Source organism: Streptomyces sp. NBC_00846 (genome assembly GCF_045207325.1).
Classification (GTDB): domain Bacteria; phylum Actinomycetota; class Actinomycetes; order Streptomycetales; family Streptomycetaceae; genus Streptomyces.
In genome coordinates, this window is sequence record NZ_CP108846.1 from 2,075,108 (window position 1) to 2,095,230 (window position 20,123).

Genomic DNA, 20,123 nt, shown 5'->3' on the forward strand with positions numbered 1-20,123 from the left:
AACCTTGGAGTGCACTCTAAGCAAGCGCAATCGGGGACGGAATCCGAGTGCGTCCCGTCTCGGGGCCACGCTAGGATCAAGAAATTTCGATGCGGGGGACATCATGGTGCGACAGTCCGGTCAGCGTGAACGCCTTCGGCGTGTGTCCGAACGACGCCGGGGCGCGGGACGGTCGGAATCCCATGGGAATGCCACTCGGACGGCGATCGTAGCGGCGGTTCTGACTGGTTTATCCGCGGTGATCGTGAGCGTCATCACCGGCCTGGGGTCATCACTTCAGGGATTCGTCACCGACGCACTGTTCGACGAGAAGGGACCGGCCGCTTCGGCCCCGCCCCACTCGGACCCGTCGACGCCGATCAAAGTGGTGGTCCTGCCGGACGAAGGCGGCACCTATTTGGTTTCGGAGAAAAGGGTCGAAAGAGCCGAGGACAAGGCGGTATTGACCGGCATGGCGACTCCGGAGACATGGAACCGCCTGCTCCGGAAAATTGGCGCAGTCACCCTCAACAGGACCGCCTACACGGTGACCGTCACCAACGCGTCCTCCTCGCCGGTCAGGGTGGTGAACATCGTCCCGGTGATCACACGACGCACCAAGGCGATCGACACCACGATGATCGTGCCCCTCGGGGGCATGGAATCGGACACCATCCCGGTCGAACTGAACCTGGACAACCGGTACCCCAAGTTCACACAGAACGGAAAGCCCTATTTCACCCGGAAATCACAGGTCCTCAAGCCCGGGGACGGTTTCGTCATGGCCGTGGAGTCGAAACTGCTGGGCAGGGAGTACGTCGAATACCACCTGAGGGTGGATTACATCGACAACAAAGGCAGCAAGCATTCTCTCCAGGTGAAGGAACCCGATACCACCGTGGGCAGGTTCCGCGTTTCCGGACGTGTCGACGACAAGGAATACACCGACTATTGGGGCTCCAACGAAGGGGGAACGGGGCGCAGGCTGTACAGCACGGGGGAAAGAAAGTAGCCGAGGCGGGGACCGAGACGTTCGAACGTGCCCGTTACGCTCGTGCGCATGCAGAGCCTCTCCCGGGAGGCCAGACGGCCCTGATGCTCACCGACCGCGCGCAGAACCTTCTCGTCCTGGGATGTGAGGTGCTTGAGGCGGTCCCGGATTGCCACCCCGCACGGCCCGGGCGCCACGAACGGCGCCGCCAATTCCCGCAAACCACCCACCGCAACACCCCCTCCCCGAGACTGGAGACCTGCCACCCAGCCCAACAAGGAATCTTTTCCGTGGCTTCCAGCTCGGTCACACTGAGCGGACTGCCCGACATTCTTCACCCGCCTTTTCCACTGACGTCGGTCCGCCCTATCTCCACCTGACGCCGATTCCGCGCTGGAACGTGAGCCCCCGACGGGCAGTTGCCTGCGTCGGGTAACCAACGGGCCAAGCCATCAGCCGACCCTTCAGTGCCGAAGCAGTGTGCCGTCGTCGGGCGGCCGGTGACTCGACATCCCTGCCCGTTACGCTCGTACGCATGCAGAGCCTGGCGATGATCGACAACTGGCCCGTCCCCACCGCGGCTGCGGCCGTCGTACGAGCGGACGGCACCGTCGTCGGTACGCACGGCCCGACCGCGCACCGCTTCCCGCTCGCCTCCGTCACCAAGCCGCTCGCGGCCTACGCGGCGCTCGTCGCGTACGAGGAGGGCGCGGTCGAGCTCGACGAGCCGGCCGGACCCGAGGGTTCCACCGTCCGGCATCTGCTCGCGCACACCAGCGGGCTCGCCTTCGACGAGCACCGGGTGACAGCAGCTCCGGGCACCCGGCGGCTCTACTCCAACGCGGGCTTCGAGGCCCTCGGCGACCACATCGCCAAGGCCACCGACATCCCGTTCCCGGAGTACGTGCGCCAGGCGGTACTGGAGCCGCTGGGCATGACGGCGACGGCGGTGGACGGCTCGCCCGCCAAGGACGGTATGTCGACCGTCGACGACCTGGTGCGGTTCGCCGCGGAGGTACAGGCCCCGCGGCTGCTCGACCCGCGTACGGTGCTGGCCGCGCAGACCGTCGTGCATCCCGGCCTGAAGGGTGTATTGCCCGGCTACGGCCACCAGAACCCCAACGACTGGGGGCTCGGCTTCGAGATCCGGGACCACAAGTCGCCGCACTGGACGGGCAGTTCCTCGTCCCCGGCGACCTTCGGACACTTCGGGCAGTCCGGCACGTTCCTGTGGATCGACCCGGTCGCGGGGGCGGCCTGCGTCGCCCTCACCGACCGGGCCTTCGGCCCGTGGGCGGTCGAGGTGTGGCCCGCGTTCACGGACGCGGTGCTCGCGGAGCTCCGTTCCGGTCACTGAAAGGCGTCACCCGTCGGCCGCTTTCGTGGCCAGACACTCGAACCACACCGTCTTGCCACGGCCGTCGCGACGCGGTTCCGCGCCCCAGCGATCGGTGACGGCATCGACGAGGACCAGCCCTCTCCCACCCTCGTCGAGGGCATCACCCAGTACCGCGCGGGGCAGTTCCGGGCAACCGTCCGTGACCTCGACCCGCACGCCCCCGGCCGGGAGCAGGAAGATGAGCGTCTGACAACGGCGATCGGGGACGTGCCGTACGACATTGGCGATCAGCTCGGTGAGCGCCAGCTCCGCCGCGTCGGCCACGTCGAGAAGCCCCCAGCCGGTGAGGTAGAGGCGCAGGATGCGGCGCAGATGCCGGGCCGAGTGCTCACCCATCGCGAAGTCGGCCCGGTAGGTCGCCTCCAGCGAGTCGTCGGCCTGCGGATCAATTACGTGATTCATGTCACCAGAGTGCAGCGACGCGATTACGCTCGGCTACGTACGGAAACGAACGCCGCGAGGCGTTGAACGCCGGAGGTGCCCCCCGCCGTGGCCAACATCCAGACTCTCGATCCCAGCGCTTCCCCGTTGGACTACTACGGCTGGGAACTGCGCCGCCAGAGAGAGGCCCACAACCTCAAACAAGGGCAGCTCGGCGACATCATCTTCTGCACGGGCTCGCTGATCGGTCAGATCGAGACGACGAAGAAGATCCCCACCCGCGACTTCTCCGAGCGGGTGGACGCGGCACTCGGCACGGACGGCGTGTTCTCGCGCCTCGTCGGCCTGGTCCTGCGCAGCCAACTGCCGACCTGGTTCCAGCCGTACGCGGACATGGAGGCCCGTGCGGCGTACATCTCCACGTATCAGGCACAGTTGGTGTACGGGCTGTTGCAGACGGAGGAGTACGCGCGGGCACTACTCGGTGTCGATCACCCCAACAAGGTCGATGAGATGGTGGCGGCCCGCCTGGAGCGCCAGCGGATCCTGAAGGGCGAGAATCCGCCCGCCTTGTGGATCACCCTGAGCGAAGCCGCGTTGCTCCAGGAGGTCGGCGGACGTGACGTCATGCGCGCCCAACTGGCACGCCTGTTGGGCTTCCGCGACGATCCCTGGGTACAGATCCAGGTGCTTCCGTTCTCCGTCGGCCAGCACACGGGAATGATGGGCTCGTTCACCCTGCTCAGGTTCGAGGACGACCCCGACCTGTTCTACGTGGAGAGCTACGACCAGGGTCACATGACCGCCAATTCCCAGGTGATCAAGGAACGTTCGGTCGGCTACGCTCGCTTGCAAGCCACAGCCCTCTCCCCCGAGGACTCGGCGACACTGATCGCTCGTGTGATGGAGGAACGCTATGGAGACCATGCATGACCTGACCGGAGCACAGTGGCGGAAGTCGTCGTACAGCGGCACCAACGGCGGCGAATGCGTCGAGTGCACCGTCACCGGCGGCGCGGCCTGGCGCAAGTCCAGTTACAGCGGCACCAATGGCGGCGACTGCGTAGAGGTGGCCGACGGCCTCCCCTGCGCCGTGCCCGTGCGCGACAGCAAGAACCCGGATGGCCCCGTCCTGGTCGTCGGGGCCGACGCCTGGCAGAGCTTCGTGGACGGGCTCCGCTGACGTCACCGGAAGCCCTGTGCGACGGAGGGGGCTCGGGACAGGCGCCCCCGACGCCGTACCCTCCGCCCCGGGGAACCGCTACTCTCTCCGGCCATGGCCGACATAGTCCGCGCTGCCGCCTCCGACGTCCCGGCGCTCGCTTCCGTACTCGCCAGCGCCTATGCCGAGGACCCCGTCTGGTCCTGGCTGATGCCGCACGACCGGGACCGGCGGCTGCGGCTGCTGTTCACCGCGCATCTGGCGCAGCAGGTCCCGGCGGGCCGGGTGTGGACCGATCCGGACCGTACGGTGGCGGCGGTGTGGGCGGAGCCCGGGAAGTGGAAGCTGCCGGTGAGCTATCTGCTGCGCAACGCGGGCACGCTGCTGCGGGCGGGACGGGCCCAACTCCCGCGTACCGGAATGCGATTGCTGGCCCTTGAGCACCGCCACCCGGCCGACCCCGCGCACTGGTACGTCGAGTACATCGGCACTCACGCGGACGCGCGCGGCACGGGGCGCGGATCGCAGGTGCTCGGCGGGCTGCTGGAGCAGGCGGACGCGGACGGGCGGCCGGTGTTCCTGGAGTCGAGCAACCGCCGCAATCTGACGTTCTACCGGCGACACGGCTTCGCGGTGCACGAGGAGATGACGTTTCGGGCGGGGCCGCCGATGTGGTCGATGTGGCGCCGGGACACCGGCCGCTAGGGACACCGACCGGTAGCCGAGGCCGGCAACCGGGCCGGTGGTTCAGGCCGACAGCTCCCAGATCAGCACCTCGGCCGACCCGGCCGTCTCTGCCGCGACCAGCTCCAGGCCCTCCTCCCCGGTGATCCGCACCGAGTCGCCCGCCTCCAGCTCCTCGTCCCCGAGCCGTACGCCCCCGGCCGCCACATGGACGTACACCCGCGCCGCGTCCGGCACCGCCGTGCGTTCCCCCGCGGCCAGTCTGCGTACGTGCAGCATCGCACCGGCCGCCGGTAGGGCGTACGGGGTGGAGTCGGCGATGCCGGGAACGATCGCGTAAGAGGGCTCGCCGCCCGGTTCGAGCGGTGCCAGCCACATCTGAAGGAAAGTCAGCGGGCCGTCCCCGTCGTTGCGTTCGACGTGGCGGACGCCCGACGCGGCGCCGAGGTGCTGGAGGTCCCCGGCGCGTACGACCGTGGCGTGTCCGGTCGAATCGCGGTGGGTCAGTTCGCCCTCGACCACCCAGGTGACGATCTCCGTATGACTGTGGGGGTGTTCGTCGAAGCCCGCGCCGGGCGCCAGCCGCTCCTCGTTGCACGCCAGGATCGCGCCGAAACGCAGATTGTCCGGGTCGTAGAAGCCGCCGAAGGAGAAGGCGTGCCGGGACAGGATGCCGGCGGCCCGGTCCCCGCCCTGGAAGCGGTCTTCGGCGCGGTGTACGGAAATCACCCGCCCACGGTAGCCCGGCGCGGCGCACCCGCGACCCTCCCTGCGGCCGCTCGTCGTACCCGGCGGTGCGACCCGCGGCCGCCCCGGCCCTCCGTTCACGTGGCCCGATAAGGCAGTCTTGTGTCCGTGCCCCGACCCGATCCTGAGCAGCCCGCTGCGAACGCCGCCCACCTGCATGCCGCGACCCTGAAACGGCTGGAACAGTCCTCCGGCCGACTGGCCGCCAACGCGATCGCCCGCATGGACGAGACACTCCCGTGGTATCGGGCGATGCCGCCGGAGAACCGGTCCTGGATCGGCCTGGTGGCCCAGGCCGGAATCGCGGCGTTCACCGAGTGGTTCCGGCATCCCGAGACCCCCCAGGCCATCTCCACCGATGTGTTCGGCACGGCTCCGCGCGAGCTGACCCGGGCGATCACCCTGCGGCAGACCGTCGAGATGGTTCGTACGACGATCGAGGTCATGGAGGCCGCGATCGAGGAGGTCGCCGCGCCCGGCGATGAGTCCGTACTGCGGGAGGCGCTGCTCGTCTACGCCCGGGAGATCGCCTTCGCCACCGCCCAGGTGTACGCGCAGGCCGCAGAGGCCCGAGGTGCCTGGGACGCCCGGCTGGAATCGCTCGTGGTGAACGCGGTGCTGTCCGGCGAGGCCGACGAGGGCGCCGTGTCACGCGCCGCGGCTCTCGGCTGGAACTCCCCCGAGCACGTCTGCGTGGTGCTCGGCACGGCCCCGGACGGCGACAGCGAGCTGACCGTGGAGGCGATCCGACGGGCCGCCCGGCACGCGAAGCTCCAGGTCCTGACCGGGGTGCTCGGCAACCGCCTCGTCGTCATCGCGGGCGGCAGCGACAACCCGCTTCAGGTCGCGAAGGCGCTGATCGGCCCGTACGCGGCAGGTCCCGTCGTCGCCGGGCCCGTGGTGCCCGACCTGCTGGCGGCCACCCGGTCCGCGCAGGCGGCGGCCGCCGGGCTCAAGGCGTGCAGCGCCTGGCAGGACGCCCCGCGGCCGGTGCTGGCCGACGATCTGCTGCCGGAGCGCGCGATGGCGGGCGACCCCGCCGCACGGGACCAGTTGGTGGAGGAGATCTACAGACCGCTGGAAGAAGCGGGTTCTGCCCTCCTGGAGACGCTGAGTGTGTATCTGGAGCAGGCGAGCAGCCTGGAGGGCGCGGCGAGGATGCTCTTCGTCCACCCCAACACCGTGCGCTACCGGCTCCGACGTGTGACTGACGTCACCGGCTGGTCACCTTCCGATGTCCGCTCGGCGTTCACTCTGCGAATCGCCCTGATTCTGGGGCGCTTGGCCGCCAGAGATCTCCAGTCCTAGACTTTTGTCGGACATCAACAATTCCCCATACGGTTCTTCGTCCCTGTCCCCACGGGTGTTCCGGACCGTTCACAAGAGAGAGTGTGAGGGTGCTCGTACTCGTCGCTCCCGGCCAAGGCGCTCAGACGCCTGGCTTCCTGACCCCCTGGCTCGACCTTCCCGGTGCCACCGACCGCGTCGCGGCCTGGTCCGATGCCATCGGGCTGGACCTCACGCACTACGGCACCGAGGCCGACGCGGAGGCAATCCGTGACACCGCGGTGGCGCAGCCGCTGCTGGTTGCCGCAAGTCTGCTGTCCGCGGCCGCGCTCGACGCGTCGCCCGACATCGTCGCGGGTCACAGCGTGGGGGAGATCACCGCAGCGGCCCTCGCCGACGTCATCGGCGACGAGGCTGCGCTGCGACTCGTACGCACCCGTGGGCTCGCCATGGCCGACGCCGCCGCCGTCACCGAGACCGGTATGGCGGCGCTGCTCGGCGGCGACCCGGAGGTGACGGTCGCGCACCTGGAGAAGCTCGGGCTGACCCCGGCGAACGTCAACGGGGGCGGCCAGATCGTCGCCGCGGGCACCGTCGCGCAGATCACCGCGCTGACCGAGGACATGCCCGAGGGCGTACGCCGGGTGGTGCCCCTCAAGGTCGCCGGTGCCTTCCACACCCACCACATGGCGCCCGCCGTCGACCAGCTGCGCGACGCCGCGGTGGAGCTGAAGATCGCCGACCCGGCCGTGACATATGTCTCCAACGCCGACGGGCAGCCCGTCGCCCTCGGTGACGAGGTCATCTCCCGGCTGATCGGCCAGGTGGCCAACCCGGTCCGCTGGGACCTGTGCATGGAGACCTTCAAGAAGATGGGTGTCACGGCGCTCATCGAGGTGTGCCCCGGTGGGACCCTCACGGGTCTCGCCAAACGCGCGCTGCCCGGTGTCCAGACTCTCGCGCTGAAGACCCCCGACGACCTCGACGCGGCCCGCGCGCTCCTCATCGAGCACGCGGGCGCCTGATAAGGAGCCCGAGAGCATGTCGAAGATCAAGCCAAGCCAGGGCGCCCCGTACGCACGGATCATGGGTGTCGGCGGCTACCGGCCGACCCGTGTCGTGCCGAACGAGGTGATCCTCGAAACGATCGACTCGTCCGACGAGTGGATCCGCTCGCGCTCCGGCATCGCCACCCGCCACTGGGCCTCCGACGAGGAGACCGTGGCCACGATGTCCATCGAGGCGTCCGGAAAGGCCCTCGCCGACGCCGGGATCACGCCCGAGCAGATCGGCGCCGTGATCGTCTCCACCGTCTCGCACTTCAAGCAGACCCCGGCCATCGCGACCGAGATCGCCCACAAGATCGGTGCGGGCAAGCCCGCCGCCTTCGACATCTCGGCCGGCTGCGCGGGCTTCGGCTACGGGCTCACCCTCGCCAAGGGCTTGATCGTCGAGGGTTCCGCGGAGTACGTCCTCGTCATCGGCGTGGAGCGGCTCAGCGACCTCACCGACCTCACCGACCGGGCGACTGCCTTCCTGTTCGGTGACGGCGCCGGTGCGGTCATCGTCGGCCCGTCGAAGGTGCCGGCGATAGGGCCGACGGTCTGGGGCTCCGAGGGCGACAAGTCCGAGACCATCAAGCAGACCGTGGCGTGGGACGAGTTCCACACCGAGCGCCCGGAGAAGTTCCCGGCCATCACGCAGGAGGGCCAGGCAGTCTTCCGCTGGGCCGTCTTCGAGATGGCGAAGGTCGCCCAGCAGGCGCTGGACGCGGCCGGGATCGCCCCGGAAGACCTGGATGTCTTCATTCCGCACCAGGCCAACATGCGGATCATCGACTCGATGGTGAAGACCCTGAAGCTGCCGGAGAACGTCACGGTCGCCCGTGACGTGGAGACCACCGGCAACACCTCCGCCGCCTCGATTCCGCTCGCTATGGAGCGGCTTCTGGCGACCGGTCAGGCGAAGAGCGGCGACACCGCGCTCGTCATCGGCTTCGGGGCGGGTCTCGCCTACGCCGCGACGGTCGTTACCCTCCCCTAGGCACACCAGGCCATTTGGCCCGGACGCCCGAACCCTGCAGATAAACACCGAAGGAGCGCCAACATGGCCGCCACTCAGGAAGAGATCGTCACCGGTCTCGCCGAGATCGTCAACGAGATCGCCGGTATCCCGGTCGAGGACGTCCAGCTGGACAAGTCCTTCACCGACGACCTGGACGTCGACTCGCTGTCCATGGTCGAGGTCGTCGTCGCCGCCGAGGAGCGCTTCGACGTCAAGATCCCCGACGAGGACGTCAAGAACCTCAAGACGGTCGGCGACGCCGCCGAGTACATCCTCAAGCACCAGGGCTGATCAGCCCGGCTCCTGTGTCGCCACCCGGCGGTGGCGCCGCTGATTCACGACCCTCTACACGTGGAGAAGATTTTCCAGTGAACTCGACCAATCGCACCGTGGTCGTCACCGGTATCGGCGCAACCACTCCGCTGGGTGGCGACTCGGCGTCGACCTGGGAAGGTCTGATGGCCGGCCGGTCCGGCGTCAAGCCTCTCGAGGGCGAACGTTTCGCCGAACTGCCCGTCCGGATCGCCGCGCTCGCGGCCGTCGACCCGGGCGACGTTCTGCCCCGCCCACTCGCCCGCAAGCTGGACCGCTCGGCGCAGTTCGCGCTGATCGCGGCCCGTGAGGCGTGGGCGGACGCCGGTTTCACCGGCAAGGCCGGTGAGGACGAGACGATCCGGCCCGAGCGGCTCGGCTCGGTCATCGCCTCCGGTATCGGCGGCGTGATCACCCTGCTCGACCAGTACGACGTACTCAAGGAGAAGGGCGTACGCCGCGTCTCCCCGCACACCGTGCCCATGCTCATGCCCAACGGCCCGGCCGCCAACGTCGGCCTGGAGGTCAACGCCCAGGCCGGTGTGCACACTCCGGTCTCCGCCTGCGCCTCGGGCGCCGAGGCGATCGGGTACGCCGTCGAGATGATCCGCACCGGCCGTGCCGATGTGGTCCTCGCCGGTGGCACCGAGGCGGCGATCCACCCGCTGCCGATCGCGGCGTTCGCCAACATGATGGCGATGTCGAAGAGCAACGACGAGCCGGAGAAGGCCTCCCGGCCGTACGACACCGGCCGTGACGGCTTCGTACTCGGCGAGGGCTCCGGAGTCGTCGTCCTGGAGTCCGCCGAGCATGCCGCCGCGCGCGGCGCCAAGGTCTACTGCGAGGTGCTGGGTCAGGGGCTGTCCGCGGACGCCCACCACATCGCGCAGCCCGAGCCGACCGGCCGGGGCATCGCCGCCGCGATGCAGAACCTGCTGGACCAGACGGACCTCAAGCCGTCCGAGGTCGTCCACCTCAACGCGCATGCCACGTCGACGCCGCAGGGCGACGTCGCGGAGCTGAAGGCGCTGCGCAAGGTGCTGGGCGACGACCTCGACCACGTCGCGATCTCCGCGACGAAGTCGATGACCGGTCACCTGCTGGGTGGCGCGGGCGGCATCGAGACCGTCGCGACAGTCCTGGCGCTGCACCACCGGATGGCGCCGCCGACCATCAACATCGACAACCTCGACGAGGCGGTCGAGGCGGACATCGTGCGCGAAGAGCCGCGGCCGCTGCCGGAGGGTCCGATCGCCGCGATCAACAACTCGTTCGGGTTCGGCGGGCACAACGTGGTCCTCGCGTTCCGCAGCGTCTGACCTGCGGTCCACGGACCGGTACGACGAGGCCCGCCTCCCCACTCGGGAAGGCGGGCCTCGTCCGTTGCGCGGGGCGTTTCAGGGGCTCTGCCCCCGGACCCCCGCTCCTCAATCGCCGGAGGGGCTGGATTTCTCAGCCGCCGGAGGGGCTGGATTTCGCGCCCTCACACCACCTGGTGCAGCCACCGCACCGGCGCGCCCTCGCCCGCGTGACGGAAGGGTTCCAGTTCGTCGTCCCACGGCTTGCCGAGCAGCTTGGCGATCTCGGCCTCCAGGTCGGTCTCGCCCCGCACCGACCGTGCCAGCGCCGCACGCAGCCGGTCCTCGGGCACCAGGATGTCGCCGTGCATGCCGGTGACGGCGTGGAAGATGCCCAGCCGGGGCGTGGAGCTGTAACGCTCGCCCTCCGACGTGGGGCTCGGCTCCGCCGTCACCTCGAAGCGCAGCAGATCCCAGCCGCGCAGCGCGGAGGCCAGCTTCGACGCCGTGCCGGGGCGGGCCTGCCAGGAGAACTCGGAACGCCAGGTGCCGGGCGCGGCCGGCTGTCTGATCCAGTCGAGCTGGACCCGCACACCGAGGACACCCGCCACCGCCCATTCGACATGGGGGCAGAGCGCGCGCGGTGCGGAGTGAACGTACAGAACTCCACGTGTCGTCACCGGGACCTCCAGTGTGGGACGAAGTTCGCCTTCCCCAGCGGCCTCGCGCCCGTACCGTCTCTTCTCAGCCGGCCCCCGAGGTTCTCGTCAGTAAACAGCATCGGGGCGAATCTCCTGAAAAGGGACAGTATGTGACGTGATGTGATTTACGGAAAGCCACCCGAGTGGAGCCGGGCGAGGCAGGGCGCCGCTGGTTCGACGAGGAAAAGCTACCGCGCGGCGGCGGCCGAAGTGTGACGTACGGTCGGTCCTGGGCACATCATTCGCACAGCTTTCACCCTGTGGGGCACCCGGGCCCGCCGCCCGGTGCCGCGGGGAGGTTGCCGGGGGCATAACCGAGGGGACCAAGGGATGCAGAATCGTTCGCGTACCGCGGCCGCTGTCCTGGCGGCGGTCTCGTTGCTCGGCGCCGCCGCTCTGACCGGTTGCGACGCCAATGGGAACAGAACAGCGAAGGGGGCGGCGGCCGAGCCGCGGGAGCCGTCCGCGAGGCCCGGACCGGTCTGGGACCGCAGTCCTGGGTCGGTGGCCGCCGTCGGTGACTCCATCACCCGCGGGTTCGACGCGTGTTCGGTGCTGGCGGACTGTCCGGAGGCGTCCTGGGCGACCGGCACGGACCGGGAGGTGCGCAGCCTCGCCGTGCGGCTGCTCGGTGAGTCGGGGGCCGCCGCGCGCAGTTGGAACCACGCCGAGACGGGGGCCAGGATCGCGCAGTTGCCACAGCAGATGGCGCTGGCCGCGAAGGAGAAACCGGATCTGGTGACGGTGATGATCGGCGCCAATGACGCCTGCCGGGACTCGGTGCGGCTGATGACGCCGACGGCTGATTTCCGGGCGTCGTTCGAGGCTTCGATGCGTCAGTTGCGCGCCGGGGCACCGAAGGCGCAGGTGTACGTGTCAAGCGTGCCGGATCTCAAGCGGCTCTGGTCGACGGGGCGCGGCAACCCGCTGGGCAAGCAGATCTGGAAGCTGGGGATCTGTCAGTCGATGCTGGGGGACGCGGACGACATGGGGGCGCCCGCCGCGGCCCGGCGCGCCTCGGTTCAGGAGCGGGTCGTGGCGTACAACGAGGCGCTGCGGGACGTCTGCACGAAGGACCGGCGCTGCCGCTACGACGGCGGGGCGGTCTTCGACTACGCGTTCACGGGCAAGCAGCTCAGCCAGTGGGACTGGTTCCATCCGGGGCGCAACGGACAGGCGAGGCTGGCGGAGATCGCGTACCGCAATGTCACTTCGGCCAGGCCCCCGGCGTAGGCTTTGTGATCATGGACACAGGTTCGAGCGCGGTGATACGTGCGGAAGAGTTCGGCACCCTCGCGGACGGCGCCGTCGTGCACCGCTGGACGCTGGAGCGGGGCGATACGCGGGTGCGCGTCCTGACGTACGGCGGCATCGTGCAGTCGGTCGAGGTGCCCGGCCGGGACGGAGCGCGGGCGGGTGTCGCGCTCGGGCTGCCGGACCTCGCCGGGTACGAGACGTTCACCGGCCCGTACTTCGGCGCGCTCGTCGGGCGGTACGCGAACCGGATCGGCGGGGCCTGTTTCGAGCTGGACGGCCGCACGCACCGGGTGACGCGGAACGAGGGGCGCAACCATGTGCACGGCGGAGCCCGGGGCTTCGACAAGCGCGTGTGGGAGGCGCGGGAGGTGGCGGACGGTGTCCGGCTGTCCCTGGTCTCCGAGGACGGCGAGGAGGGCTTCCCGGGGCATCTGACGGTGTCGGCGACGTACACGCTGGACGAAGGCGGGGCGCTGCGGATCGCGTACCGGGCGACGACGGACGCCCCGACGGTGGTCAACCTCACCAATCACACGTACTGGAACCTCACGGGCGCCGACGGCGGCAGCGCCCTCGGGCAGGTGCTGCGGATCGCGGCCGGGCGGATGACCCCGGCGGACGCCGAGTCGCTGCCGACGGGCGAGTTCCTGCCGGTGGACGGGACCAGGTTCGACTTCCGTGAGCCGCGGCCGGTCGGCCCGGACTACGACCACAACTTCGTGCTGGACGAGGCGGTGGCGGGTCCGGTGGCCGAGCTGTACGACGCGGGGTCGGGGCGCGTCCTGACCGTCAGTACGACGGAGCCGGGGATGCAGCTGTACACGGCGGACCACTTCGACGGGCGGCCGTTCGGGCCGGGCGGCGGGATCGCGCTGGAGACGCAGCACTTCCCGGACTCCCCGAACCGACCGGATTTCCCGAGCACGGTGCTGCGGCCGGGCGAGGAGTACATCTCGTCGACGGTGTACGGATTCTCGGTGCGCTGACGCGCCGTCGCCACGGCAGGGGAGAGCCCCGGAGCGCGGTGCCGGCACCGCTCCGGGGCTCTCCCGCGCCGGAAGGGACCGCTTACCCGGCGGTGTCCACGGCCTTGATGTCCACGGCCGTCGTCAGGCGTACGTCGCCGAGCGAGCGGGCCGCCTGCACCTCGTAGGTGCCGGGGACGAGGGTCCAGTCGTACGCGCTCTCGTCCCAGATCTCGTACGCGCGCCGCTCCAGCGGGATCACCACCTCGGCACTCTCGCCGGGCGCCGCCTCGACCCGTGCGAAGCCGGCCAGCCAGCGGGCGGGGCGTTCGGCGCTGTCGTCCCGGGGCGCGAGGTAGAGCTGGACGGTCTCGGCGCCGGGGCGGGTGCCGGTGTTGCGGACGCGGACAGTGGCGCTGTCCGGGCCGGCCGTCAGGGTCTCGTACTCCCAGGTGGTGTAGCCGAGTCCGTGGCCGAAGGGGTACGCGGGCACGGTGCCCGCCTTCTCCCAGGCGCGGTAGCCGACGAAGACGCCCTCGTCGTAGGAGAGTTCGCCGTCGGTGGGGGTGGTGTTCGAGACCGGGACGTCGGCGAGCGCGACCGGCCAGGTGGTGGGGAGGCGGCCGCCCGGTTCCTCGGCGCCGAGCAGGACGTCGGCCAGGGCGTGGCCGGCCTCCTGGCCGGGGAACCAGCTGAGCAGGACCGCGGCGACCTCGTCGCGCCACGGCAGCTCCACCGGGGAGCCGGAGTTGACGATCACGACCGTGTTCGGGTTGACGGCCGCAACCGCCCTGACGAGGTCGTCCTGGTGGCCGGGGAGCTTCAGGTCGGCGCGGTCGAAGCCCTCGGACTCGACGCGTTCGGTGGTGCCGACGACCACGACCGCGGTGTCCGCGCCGCGGGCCGACTCGACGGCCTCGGCGATCAGCTCCCCGGGGTCGCGGCGAGGGCCGAGGTGGCAGAAGGAGAACGAGACGCCGGGGATCGCCGCGTCGTCGCCCAGGGTGTCGGGGATCTGCCGCAGCGAGACCTCGACGGGTTCGCCCGCGGTGAGGGCGATCCGGCCGCGCTCCAGGGGGTTGCCGAAGAACGCCTCGCCGGGGTCGGTGGAGCCGGTGACCCGGTGGACGTCGTCGTACAGGGTCTCGCCCGCGACGGTGAGGGTGAGCGCTCCGGTGCCGCGGGTGCCGAAGATGTGCTCGCCGCTGTCGCGCGGGACGAAGGTGCCGGTGATCTCGACGCTGTGCAGCGCCTCGCGGGTCACGCCCTCGGGGAGGTCGTCGGCGATCCACTGGAGGGTGCCGTTGTGCAGCGGGACCGAGCCGATGACGGTGCCGGAGGCGTCGTAGCAGAGCGCCCTGAGCTCGAAGCCCTGCTCGGCGGGGGTGAGGTCGTCGTTCGGATCGGCTCCGACGCGGTAGTCGACGGCGCCCTCGGGGAGGGCGGCGGTGAGGCCGTCCAGGGGCGAGACGATGTGGTGCGGGAAGACCTGGGCGGAGCCGCCGCCGAGGACCCGGGCGTCCCGGGCGAGCGCCCCGCTGAGCGCGACCTTGCGCACGGCCGCCGGGTCGACGGGGAGCACGGCGCGTTCGTTGCGTACGAGGACGAAGGAGCGGCGGGCGACCTCGCGGGCCAGTGCGTCGCCGTCGATCGTCTCCGGGTACGCGGCCCCGTCCACGACGGGCGGGGCGCCGTCCAGGATGCCGACGCGCGCGGCCAGCCGCAGCACGTTGCGTACGGCGCCGTCGACGACGGACTCCTCGACGTCACCGGCGCGCACGGCGTCCGCGAGCGCCTTCCCGTACACCGTTCCGGGGCCCGGCATGGCGACGTCGAGGCCGCCCTCCACGGCGGCGACGGTGGAGCGGGCGGCCAGCCAGTCGGAGACGACGTACCCGTCGAAGCCCCATTCGCCGCGCAGCACCGCGTTCTGCAGATAGCGGTGCTCGGTCATGGTCGATCCGTTGACCCGGTTGTAGGCGGCCATGATGCCCCACGGGTGGGCGTTCTTGACGATCCGTTCGAACGGGGCGAGGTAGATCTCGCGCAGGGTGCGCGGGGCGACGAGGTTGTCGACGGTGAAGCGGTCGGTCTCGGCGTCGTTGGCGACGAAGTGCTTGACGGTCGTGCCGACACCGCCGTCCTGCACGCCCCGGACATAGCCGGTGCCGATCTCGCCGGTGAGGTACGGGTCCTCGCTGTACGCCTCGAAGTGGCGCCCGCCGAGCGGGGACCGGTGGAGGTTCACGGTCGGGGCGAGGAGGACGTGCACCCCCTTGCGGCGGGCCTCCTGGGCCAGCAGCCGGCCGGCCCGGCGGGCCAGGACCGGGTCCCACGTCGCGGCGAGCGCAGTGGGCGAGGGCAGGGCGACGGAGGGGTCGTCGGCGCTCCAGGCGACCCCGCGGACGCCGATCGGCCCGTCGGACATCACCAGGGAGCCCAGCCCGACGGCGGGAAGTGCGGGCAGCGACCACATGTCCTGGCCGGCCAGCAGCCGCGCCTTGTCGTCGAGGCCGAGTGCGGCCAGCGCCGCGTCGACCGCGGCCTCGCGGGCCGCATCGGGGTTGGTGGGTGTGGACGCGCCTGCCACGGCCGTACCTCCTCGTCGGTGTCCTGCACGGAATCGTCTCCATACTGACCCCCTTACCAGTAGAACAGTAGGTTTCGTTACCATCTCGTGACTTTCGATGGCGTACGGTCCTCGGTGCGGGACCGATGAAGCACCGAAAGGGGCCGGGGCGATGGTGCGGGCCAGAAGCACGGAGCGGCGGGCGGAGATTCTGCGCGCCGCACTCGAAGTGATCGCCGAGCGCGGCTATCGCGGCGCCTCGCTGAGCGCCGTCGCCGAGCGGGTCGGCCTCAGTCAGCAGGGGCTCCTGCACTACTTCCCGACCAAGGAGGCGCTGCTCGTCGCCGTACTGGAGGACCGTGACCAGTGGGACACCGGCGGCGGCCCCCGGAGCGGGGGCACCTGGCGGACCGATCTGCTGGGCTCACTCGTCGAGTACAACGCGATGCGGCCCGGCATCGTCCAGACGTTCTCGGCACTGCTCGGCGAGAGCGTGACGGAGGGCCATCCCGCACGGGAGTTCTTCACCCACCGCTACACCCAGGTCCGCGCGAGCATGGCGGCGACGCTGCGCGCGGAGTACGGCGAGCGGCTGCCGGGCGGTCTGACTCCGGAGCGCGCGGCGCCCCTGCTGGTGGCGATCATGGACGGGCTCCAGTACCAGTGGCTCCTCGACCCGGATTCGGTGGACATGCCCGCGGCGTTCCAGGATTTCCTGGCGCTGTTGCGGTCGGCGGAACCGGAAGCTCCGGAGAACCCCCGATCATGACATGACCTGCTGCGACGTCACTCCCACAAGATCGACGGTCCCCACCTGCGGGTGATTTCCGGGCGATCTACGCGCGTCCGGGCGAAGGGCACCTCCCGGGCGCCCCAAGGTGGGCCGCATGACTTCCAAGCCCACCGGAACCTCCTCCGGCCTGCCCTCCCGGCGCACCATGATCACGGGCGCCGCCGCAGGTGCCGCCGCCCTCGCCACGACCGCCGTCGGCTCCGCGAGCGCCGCCGCGCCCCACGCCGTCGGCGCCGCCGCCGCGTCCGGCACCGCGCTCGCCCCCACGGCCGCCCCCGGCTCGGACTGGAACGCCTGCCTGACCATCGCCCGCGCCATCCTCGTACGCGACGAACAGGACCAGCCGCTGGTCCCCGCGTACCGCGACATCCTGCTGTCCAAGGGCCTGCCGCGCAGCCGCAAGGCCCCCAAGAAGGTGCTGGTCGTCGGCGCGGGCCCGGCCGGGCTCACCGCCGCCCATCTGCTCCGCGGCGCCGGGCACGACGTCACCGTGATCGAGGCCAACGGCAACCGCGTCGGCGGCCGGATCAAGACCTTCCGCACGGGCGGCCACGAGCACGCGAAGGCGCCGTTCGCCGACTCGAAGCAGTACGCCGAGGCCGGCGCCATGCGGATCCCCGACAGCCACCCGCTCGTCACCGGGCTCATCGACAGCTTCGATCTGAAGCGCCGCCCCTTCTACCTGGTCGACGTCGACACCGAGGGCCGGCCGGTCAACCACACCTGGATCCATGTCAACGGCGTCCGGATGCGCAAGGCCGACTACGCGGCGAAGCCGCAGGCGATCAACCGCTCGTTCGGTGTCCCCGCCGAGTTCGAGAACAAGACCGCCGCGACGATCGTGCGGGATGCCTTCAAGCCCGTGCGGCAGGAGTTCGAGGGCAAGGAGGGCCGGGAGCTCGTCGAGGGCTGGGCGCGGGTCATCCAGCGGTACGGGCACTGGTCGATGTTCCGCTTCCTGACCGAGGCGGCCAAGCTCGACGAGCGCACCATCGACCTCATCGGCACGGTCGAGAACCTCACCTCGCGGCTCCATCTCGCCTTTGTGCACAGCTTCATCGGGGCCTCCCTGATCAGCCCGGACACCGCGTTCTTCGAACTGCCGGACGGCACGGCCACCCTGGCCGACGCGATGTACAAGCGGGTCCGGGACCTCGTGCGGCTGGACCGCCGGGCCACCAGGATCAGTTACGGCGCGAACAGCGTCCGGGTCGAGACGATCTCCGAGGGCCGCGACGGCAAGCCGCTGGTGCGCGAGACGTTCACCGGCGACCGGGCGATCATCACCGTGCCGTTCTCCGGGCTGCGCCACATCCCCGTCGCACCCCTGCTCTCGTACGGCAAGCGGCGTGCGATCACCGAGATCCACTACGACGCGGCGACCAAGGTGCTGCTCGAATTCAGCCGACGCTGGTGGGAGTTCGAGGAGAAGGACTGGAAGACCGAGCTGGACCGCATCAAGCCCGGCCTGTACGACGCCTACCGGCTGGGCAGGGCCCCGGCCGACGGTTCGCTGCTCGGCGCCCACCCCTCCGTACCGCCCGGTCACCTGCCGCCCAACCAGCGGGTGCATTACGCGGCGTACCGGGCCACCGCGCGCAACCAGCCCGAGGCGGCGCACGTCATCGGCGGCGGATCGGTCACCGACAACCCCAACCGCTACATGTTCCAGCCGTCCCACCCGGTCGAGGGCAGCGCGGGCGGTGTGGTCCTCGCCTCGTACAGCTGGGCCGACGACGCGCTGAAGTGGGACTCGCTGGACGACGACGAGCGCTATCCGCACGCCCTGGGCGGGGTGCAGGACGTGTACGGGCAGCGCGTCGAGGTCTTCTACACGGGCGTCGGCGCCACCCAGTCGTGGATGCGCGACCCGTACGCGTACGGCGAGGCGTCGGTGCTGCTGCCGGGGCAGCACACCGAGTTGTTCGCCGATGTGCGCTCGGTGGAGGGGCCGCTGCACTTCGCCGGCTGCCACACCTCGATCAAGCCGGCCTGGATCGAGGGGGCCCTGGAGTCGGCCGTCAGGTCCGCGCTGGAGGTGCACACCAGCTGACCGGTGTCCGGCGGGCGTCGCTCAGCGGGCCGGGCCCGGGGTGACGCCCTGTCGGACGAGCAGCGATGCGCGTCTCAGCCCTTCTGGAGGGTGTACGGGGCGGGGCCCGCGTCGTCGTCCTCGTCGTCGTCCTCCTCGGGCGCCACCAGGTCGCGGGCCAGCAGGGTGGCCCCGGCGACGGCGCCCGGCATCAGGAACACGGCGACGAACGGAACGAGGAAGGCGAGCCCCAGCGGCACGCCGAAACCGAGGGTCAGCAGGCGGCGCCCGCGCAGCAGGGCGAGCCGGTCCTTCAGGACCATGCTGCGGCGCTGGAGCGCGACGGCCGTGAGTTCCTCGGCGAGGAAGTAGCCGGTGACGCAGAAGCCGATCACGGGGACGACGGTCTGACCGACGACCGGAATGAACCCGAAGCCGAAGAGCAGCACCGAGTACAGCCCCACCCGCACCAGGATGCGAACGCTGTCACGGGCGGATATCCACAGCTCCCGCCAGAGCGGCAGCCCGGACTCGGGAACCTCGCCGCCCTCCGTACGGTCGACCTGCTCGGAGAGCGACTCGTAGAAGGGCTGGCCGACCAGCAGCGTCACGGCGGTGAACGTGATCACGGCGAGGAAGAGCCCGAGCCCGAAGACCAGCACGGTCAGGGTGGTGCGGAGCAGACCGGCCCAGGGCGACGACCAGTCGTCGGCGAAGGGGGTCGCCCAGGTCACCAGAGTGTCGGCGCCGTAGCCGAGGCCGACCAGCGCTGCCGCGTACAGGACGAGGGTGATGAGTCCGGGCAGCAGCCCGAAGCCGAACCAGCGTCCGTGCCGGCCGACCCATCGCTGCCCCTTGACCAAGTAACCGAAGCCCACCCCTAGATCACGCATTGCGTCAGGGTACTGGTGGGGGATGTGGTCCCTCCCGTCGCGGTGGCCCGGTGCACGGCCGAGGGCCGCACCCCCTCGCGGGGATGCGGCCCTCGGCCGGTTGCGAGCGGTCAGGCGACCGACAGCTCGACCTTGATGTTGCCGCGCGTGGCGTTCGAGTACGGGCACACCTGGTGGGCCTTCTCGATGAGCGACTGCGCGGTGGCGGTGTCAACGTTCGGGATGGAGGCCGTGATCGCGACCTCCAGCCCGAAGCCACCCTCGGCGGTCTTGCCGATGGAGACCGCGGCGGTCACCGTGGAGCCGGAGATGTCGGCCTTCTCCTGACGGGCCACGACGCCGAGGGCGCCCTGGAAGCAGGCGCTGTAGCCGGCCGCGAAGAGCTGCTCCGGGTTGGTGCCCGCGCCGCTTCCGCCCATGGCCTTGGGCGGGTTGACGACGACGTCCAGGTTGCCGTCGTCGGACGAGACGCGGCCGTCACGGCCGTTCTCGGCGGTGGCGACGGCGGTGTAGGCAACGGTGATGTCCTGAATAGCCATGCTGAGAAAATTCCTTCTGCTGTGCGCCGCGACTCGTGCCCACGATCGCGACGGCCTGGGGATGAGACCG

The 20,123-nt window shown here is 70.3% G+C and carries 20 protein-coding genes; 14 read left to right on the top strand and 6 right to left on the bottom strand.

Going from position 1 to position 20,123, the window contains the following annotated elements:
• The first annotated feature begins 244 nt into the window (after positions 1–244).
• Both OG936_RS09620 and OG936_RS09625 read left to right on the top strand, forming a co-directional pair.
• A complete protein-coding gene (locus tag OG936_RS09620; RefSeq protein ID WP_406493910.1) occupies positions 245–991 on the top strand; it encodes a hypothetical protein in 747 nt (248 codons plus the stop codon).
• Positions 992–1,505: 514 nt separating this feature from the next.
• Entirely contained in the window at positions 1,506–2,327 is an 822-nt protein-coding gene (locus OG936_RS09625; protein WP_406493911.1) for a serine hydrolase domain-containing protein, read from the top strand.
• Positions 2,328–2,333: 6 nt separating this feature from the next.
• On the opposite strand, the gene OG936_RS09630 is transcribed toward OG936_RS09625, so the two are convergent.
• Positions 2,334–2,771: an ATP-binding protein gene (locus OG936_RS09630; RefSeq protein WP_406493912.1), complete on the bottom strand. Its 438-nt coding sequence runs from the start codon at positions 2,769–2,771 to the stop codon at positions 2,334–2,336.
• Between the two features lie 87 nt (positions 2,772–2,858).
• Between OG936_RS09630 and OG936_RS09635 the strand changes: the two genes are divergently transcribed.
• The 3 genes from OG936_RS09635 to OG936_RS09645 all read left to right on the top strand — a co-directional run bounded on the left by OG936_RS09635 (position 2,859) and on the right by OG936_RS09645 (position 4,617).
• Positions 2,859–3,683 (top strand): helix-turn-helix transcriptional regulator, encoded by an 825-nt coding sequence (locus OG936_RS09635; RefSeq protein ID WP_406493914.1) that lies wholly within the window; start codon positions 2,859–2,861, stop codon positions 3,681–3,683.
• Positions 3,667–3,933, top strand: a complete 267-nt coding sequence (locus OG936_RS09640) for a DUF397 domain-containing protein (protein ID WP_406493915.1) — start codon at positions 3,667–3,669, stop codon at positions 3,931–3,933. Before OG936_RS09635 ends, OG936_RS09640 begins: the two co-directional genes overlap by 17 nt.
• 93 nt (positions 3,934–4,026) lie before the next feature.
• Positions 4,027–4,617 carry a GNAT family N-acetyltransferase gene (locus OG936_RS09645; protein ID WP_406493917.1) on the top strand — a complete coding sequence of 197 codons (591 nt, stop codon included), beginning with the start codon at positions 4,027–4,029 and terminating at the stop codon, positions 4,615–4,617.
• 42 nt (positions 4,618–4,659) lie between these two features.
• On the opposite strand, the gene OG936_RS09650 is transcribed toward OG936_RS09645, so the two are convergent.
• Entirely contained in the window at positions 4,660–5,325 is a 666-nt protein-coding gene (locus OG936_RS09650; RefSeq protein ID WP_406493919.1) for a pirin family protein, read from the bottom strand.
• Between the two features lie 126 nt (positions 5,326–5,451).
• Here OG936_RS09650 and OG936_RS09655 point away from each other — a divergent pair, with 126 nt between their 5' ends.
• From OG936_RS09655 to fabF, 5 genes are all read left to right on the top strand, one after another.
• Positions 5,452–6,651: a PucR family transcriptional regulator gene (locus OG936_RS09655; RefSeq protein WP_406493921.1), complete on the top strand. Its 1,200-nt coding sequence runs from the start codon at positions 5,452–5,454 to the stop codon at positions 6,649–6,651.
• A gap of 89 nt (positions 6,652–6,740) precedes the next feature.
• Entirely contained in the window at positions 6,741–7,655 is a 915-nt protein-coding gene (locus tag OG936_RS09660; protein WP_406493923.1) for an ACP S-malonyltransferase, read from the top strand.
• Between the two features lie 16 nt (positions 7,656–7,671).
• On the top strand, positions 7,672–8,673 hold the full coding sequence (locus OG936_RS09665) for a ketoacyl-ACP synthase III (protein WP_406493925.1): 1,002 nt from the start codon (positions 7,672–7,674) through the stop codon (positions 8,671–8,673).
• Positions 8,674–8,736: 63 nt separating this feature from the next.
• Positions 8,737–8,985: an acyl carrier protein gene (locus OG936_RS09670; protein ID WP_028439857.1), complete on the top strand. Its 249-nt coding sequence runs from the start codon at positions 8,737–8,739 to the stop codon at positions 8,983–8,985.
• Positions 8,986–9,062: 77 nt separating this feature from the next.
• Positions 9,063–10,325: a beta-ketoacyl-ACP synthase II gene (gene fabF, locus OG936_RS09675; protein WP_406493927.1), complete on the top strand. Its 1,263-nt coding sequence runs from the start codon at positions 9,063–9,065 to the stop codon at positions 10,323–10,325.
• A gap of 164 nt (positions 10,326–10,489) precedes the next feature.
• Here the strand turns inward: fabF and OG936_RS09680 are convergent, their stop codons facing one another.
• Positions 10,490–10,984 (bottom strand): DUF3145 domain-containing protein, encoded by a 495-nt coding sequence (locus tag OG936_RS09680; protein ID WP_383761081.1) that lies wholly within the window; start codon positions 10,982–10,984, stop codon positions 10,490–10,492.
• A gap of 351 nt (positions 10,985–11,335) precedes the next feature.
• On the opposite strand from OG936_RS09680, the gene OG936_RS09685 reads away from it, so the two are divergent.
• A complete protein-coding gene (locus tag OG936_RS09685; RefSeq protein ID WP_406493928.1) occupies positions 11,336–12,238 on the top strand; it encodes an SGNH/GDSL hydrolase family protein in 903 nt (300 codons plus the stop codon).
• A gap of 11 nt (positions 12,239–12,249) precedes the next feature.
• Complete coding sequence (locus OG936_RS09690) at positions 12,250–13,248, top strand: aldose epimerase family protein (protein ID WP_406493929.1); 999 nt, start codon at positions 12,250–12,252, stop codon at positions 13,246–13,248.
• Positions 13,249–13,330: 82 nt separating this feature from the next.
• On the opposite strand, the gene OG936_RS09695 is transcribed toward OG936_RS09690, so the two are convergent.
• Positions 13,331–15,817 carry a beta-glucosidase gene (locus OG936_RS09695; protein WP_406493931.1) on the bottom strand — a complete coding sequence of 829 codons (2,487 nt, stop codon included), beginning with the start codon at positions 15,815–15,817 and terminating at the stop codon, positions 13,331–13,333.
• A gap of 151 nt (positions 15,818–15,968) precedes the next feature.
• On the opposite strand from OG936_RS09695, the gene OG936_RS09700 reads away from it, so the two are divergent.
• Positions 15,969–16,565, top strand: coding sequence for a TetR/AcrR family transcriptional regulator (locus OG936_RS09700; protein WP_406493933.1), 597 nt, complete (start codon positions 15,969–15,971; stop codon positions 16,563–16,565).
• 118 nt (positions 16,566–16,683) lie between these two features.
• On the top strand, positions 16,684–18,642 hold the full coding sequence (locus OG936_RS09705) for a flavin monoamine oxidase family protein (RefSeq protein WP_406493934.1): 1,959 nt from the start codon (positions 16,684–16,686) through the stop codon (positions 18,640–18,642).
• Positions 18,643–18,716: 74 nt separating this feature from the next.
• On the opposite strand, the gene OG936_RS09710 is transcribed toward OG936_RS09705, so the two are convergent.
• On the bottom strand, positions 18,717–19,514 hold the full coding sequence (locus OG936_RS09710; RefSeq protein ID WP_406493935.1) for an EI24 domain-containing protein: 798 nt from the start codon (positions 19,512–19,514) through the stop codon (positions 18,717–18,719).
• Positions 19,515–19,624: 110 nt separating this feature from the next.
• On the bottom strand, positions 19,625–20,053 hold the full coding sequence (locus OG936_RS09715; protein WP_406493937.1) for an organic hydroperoxide resistance protein: 429 nt from the start codon (positions 20,051–20,053) through the stop codon (positions 19,625–19,627).
• Positions 20,054–20,123 lie beyond the last annotated feature (70 nt).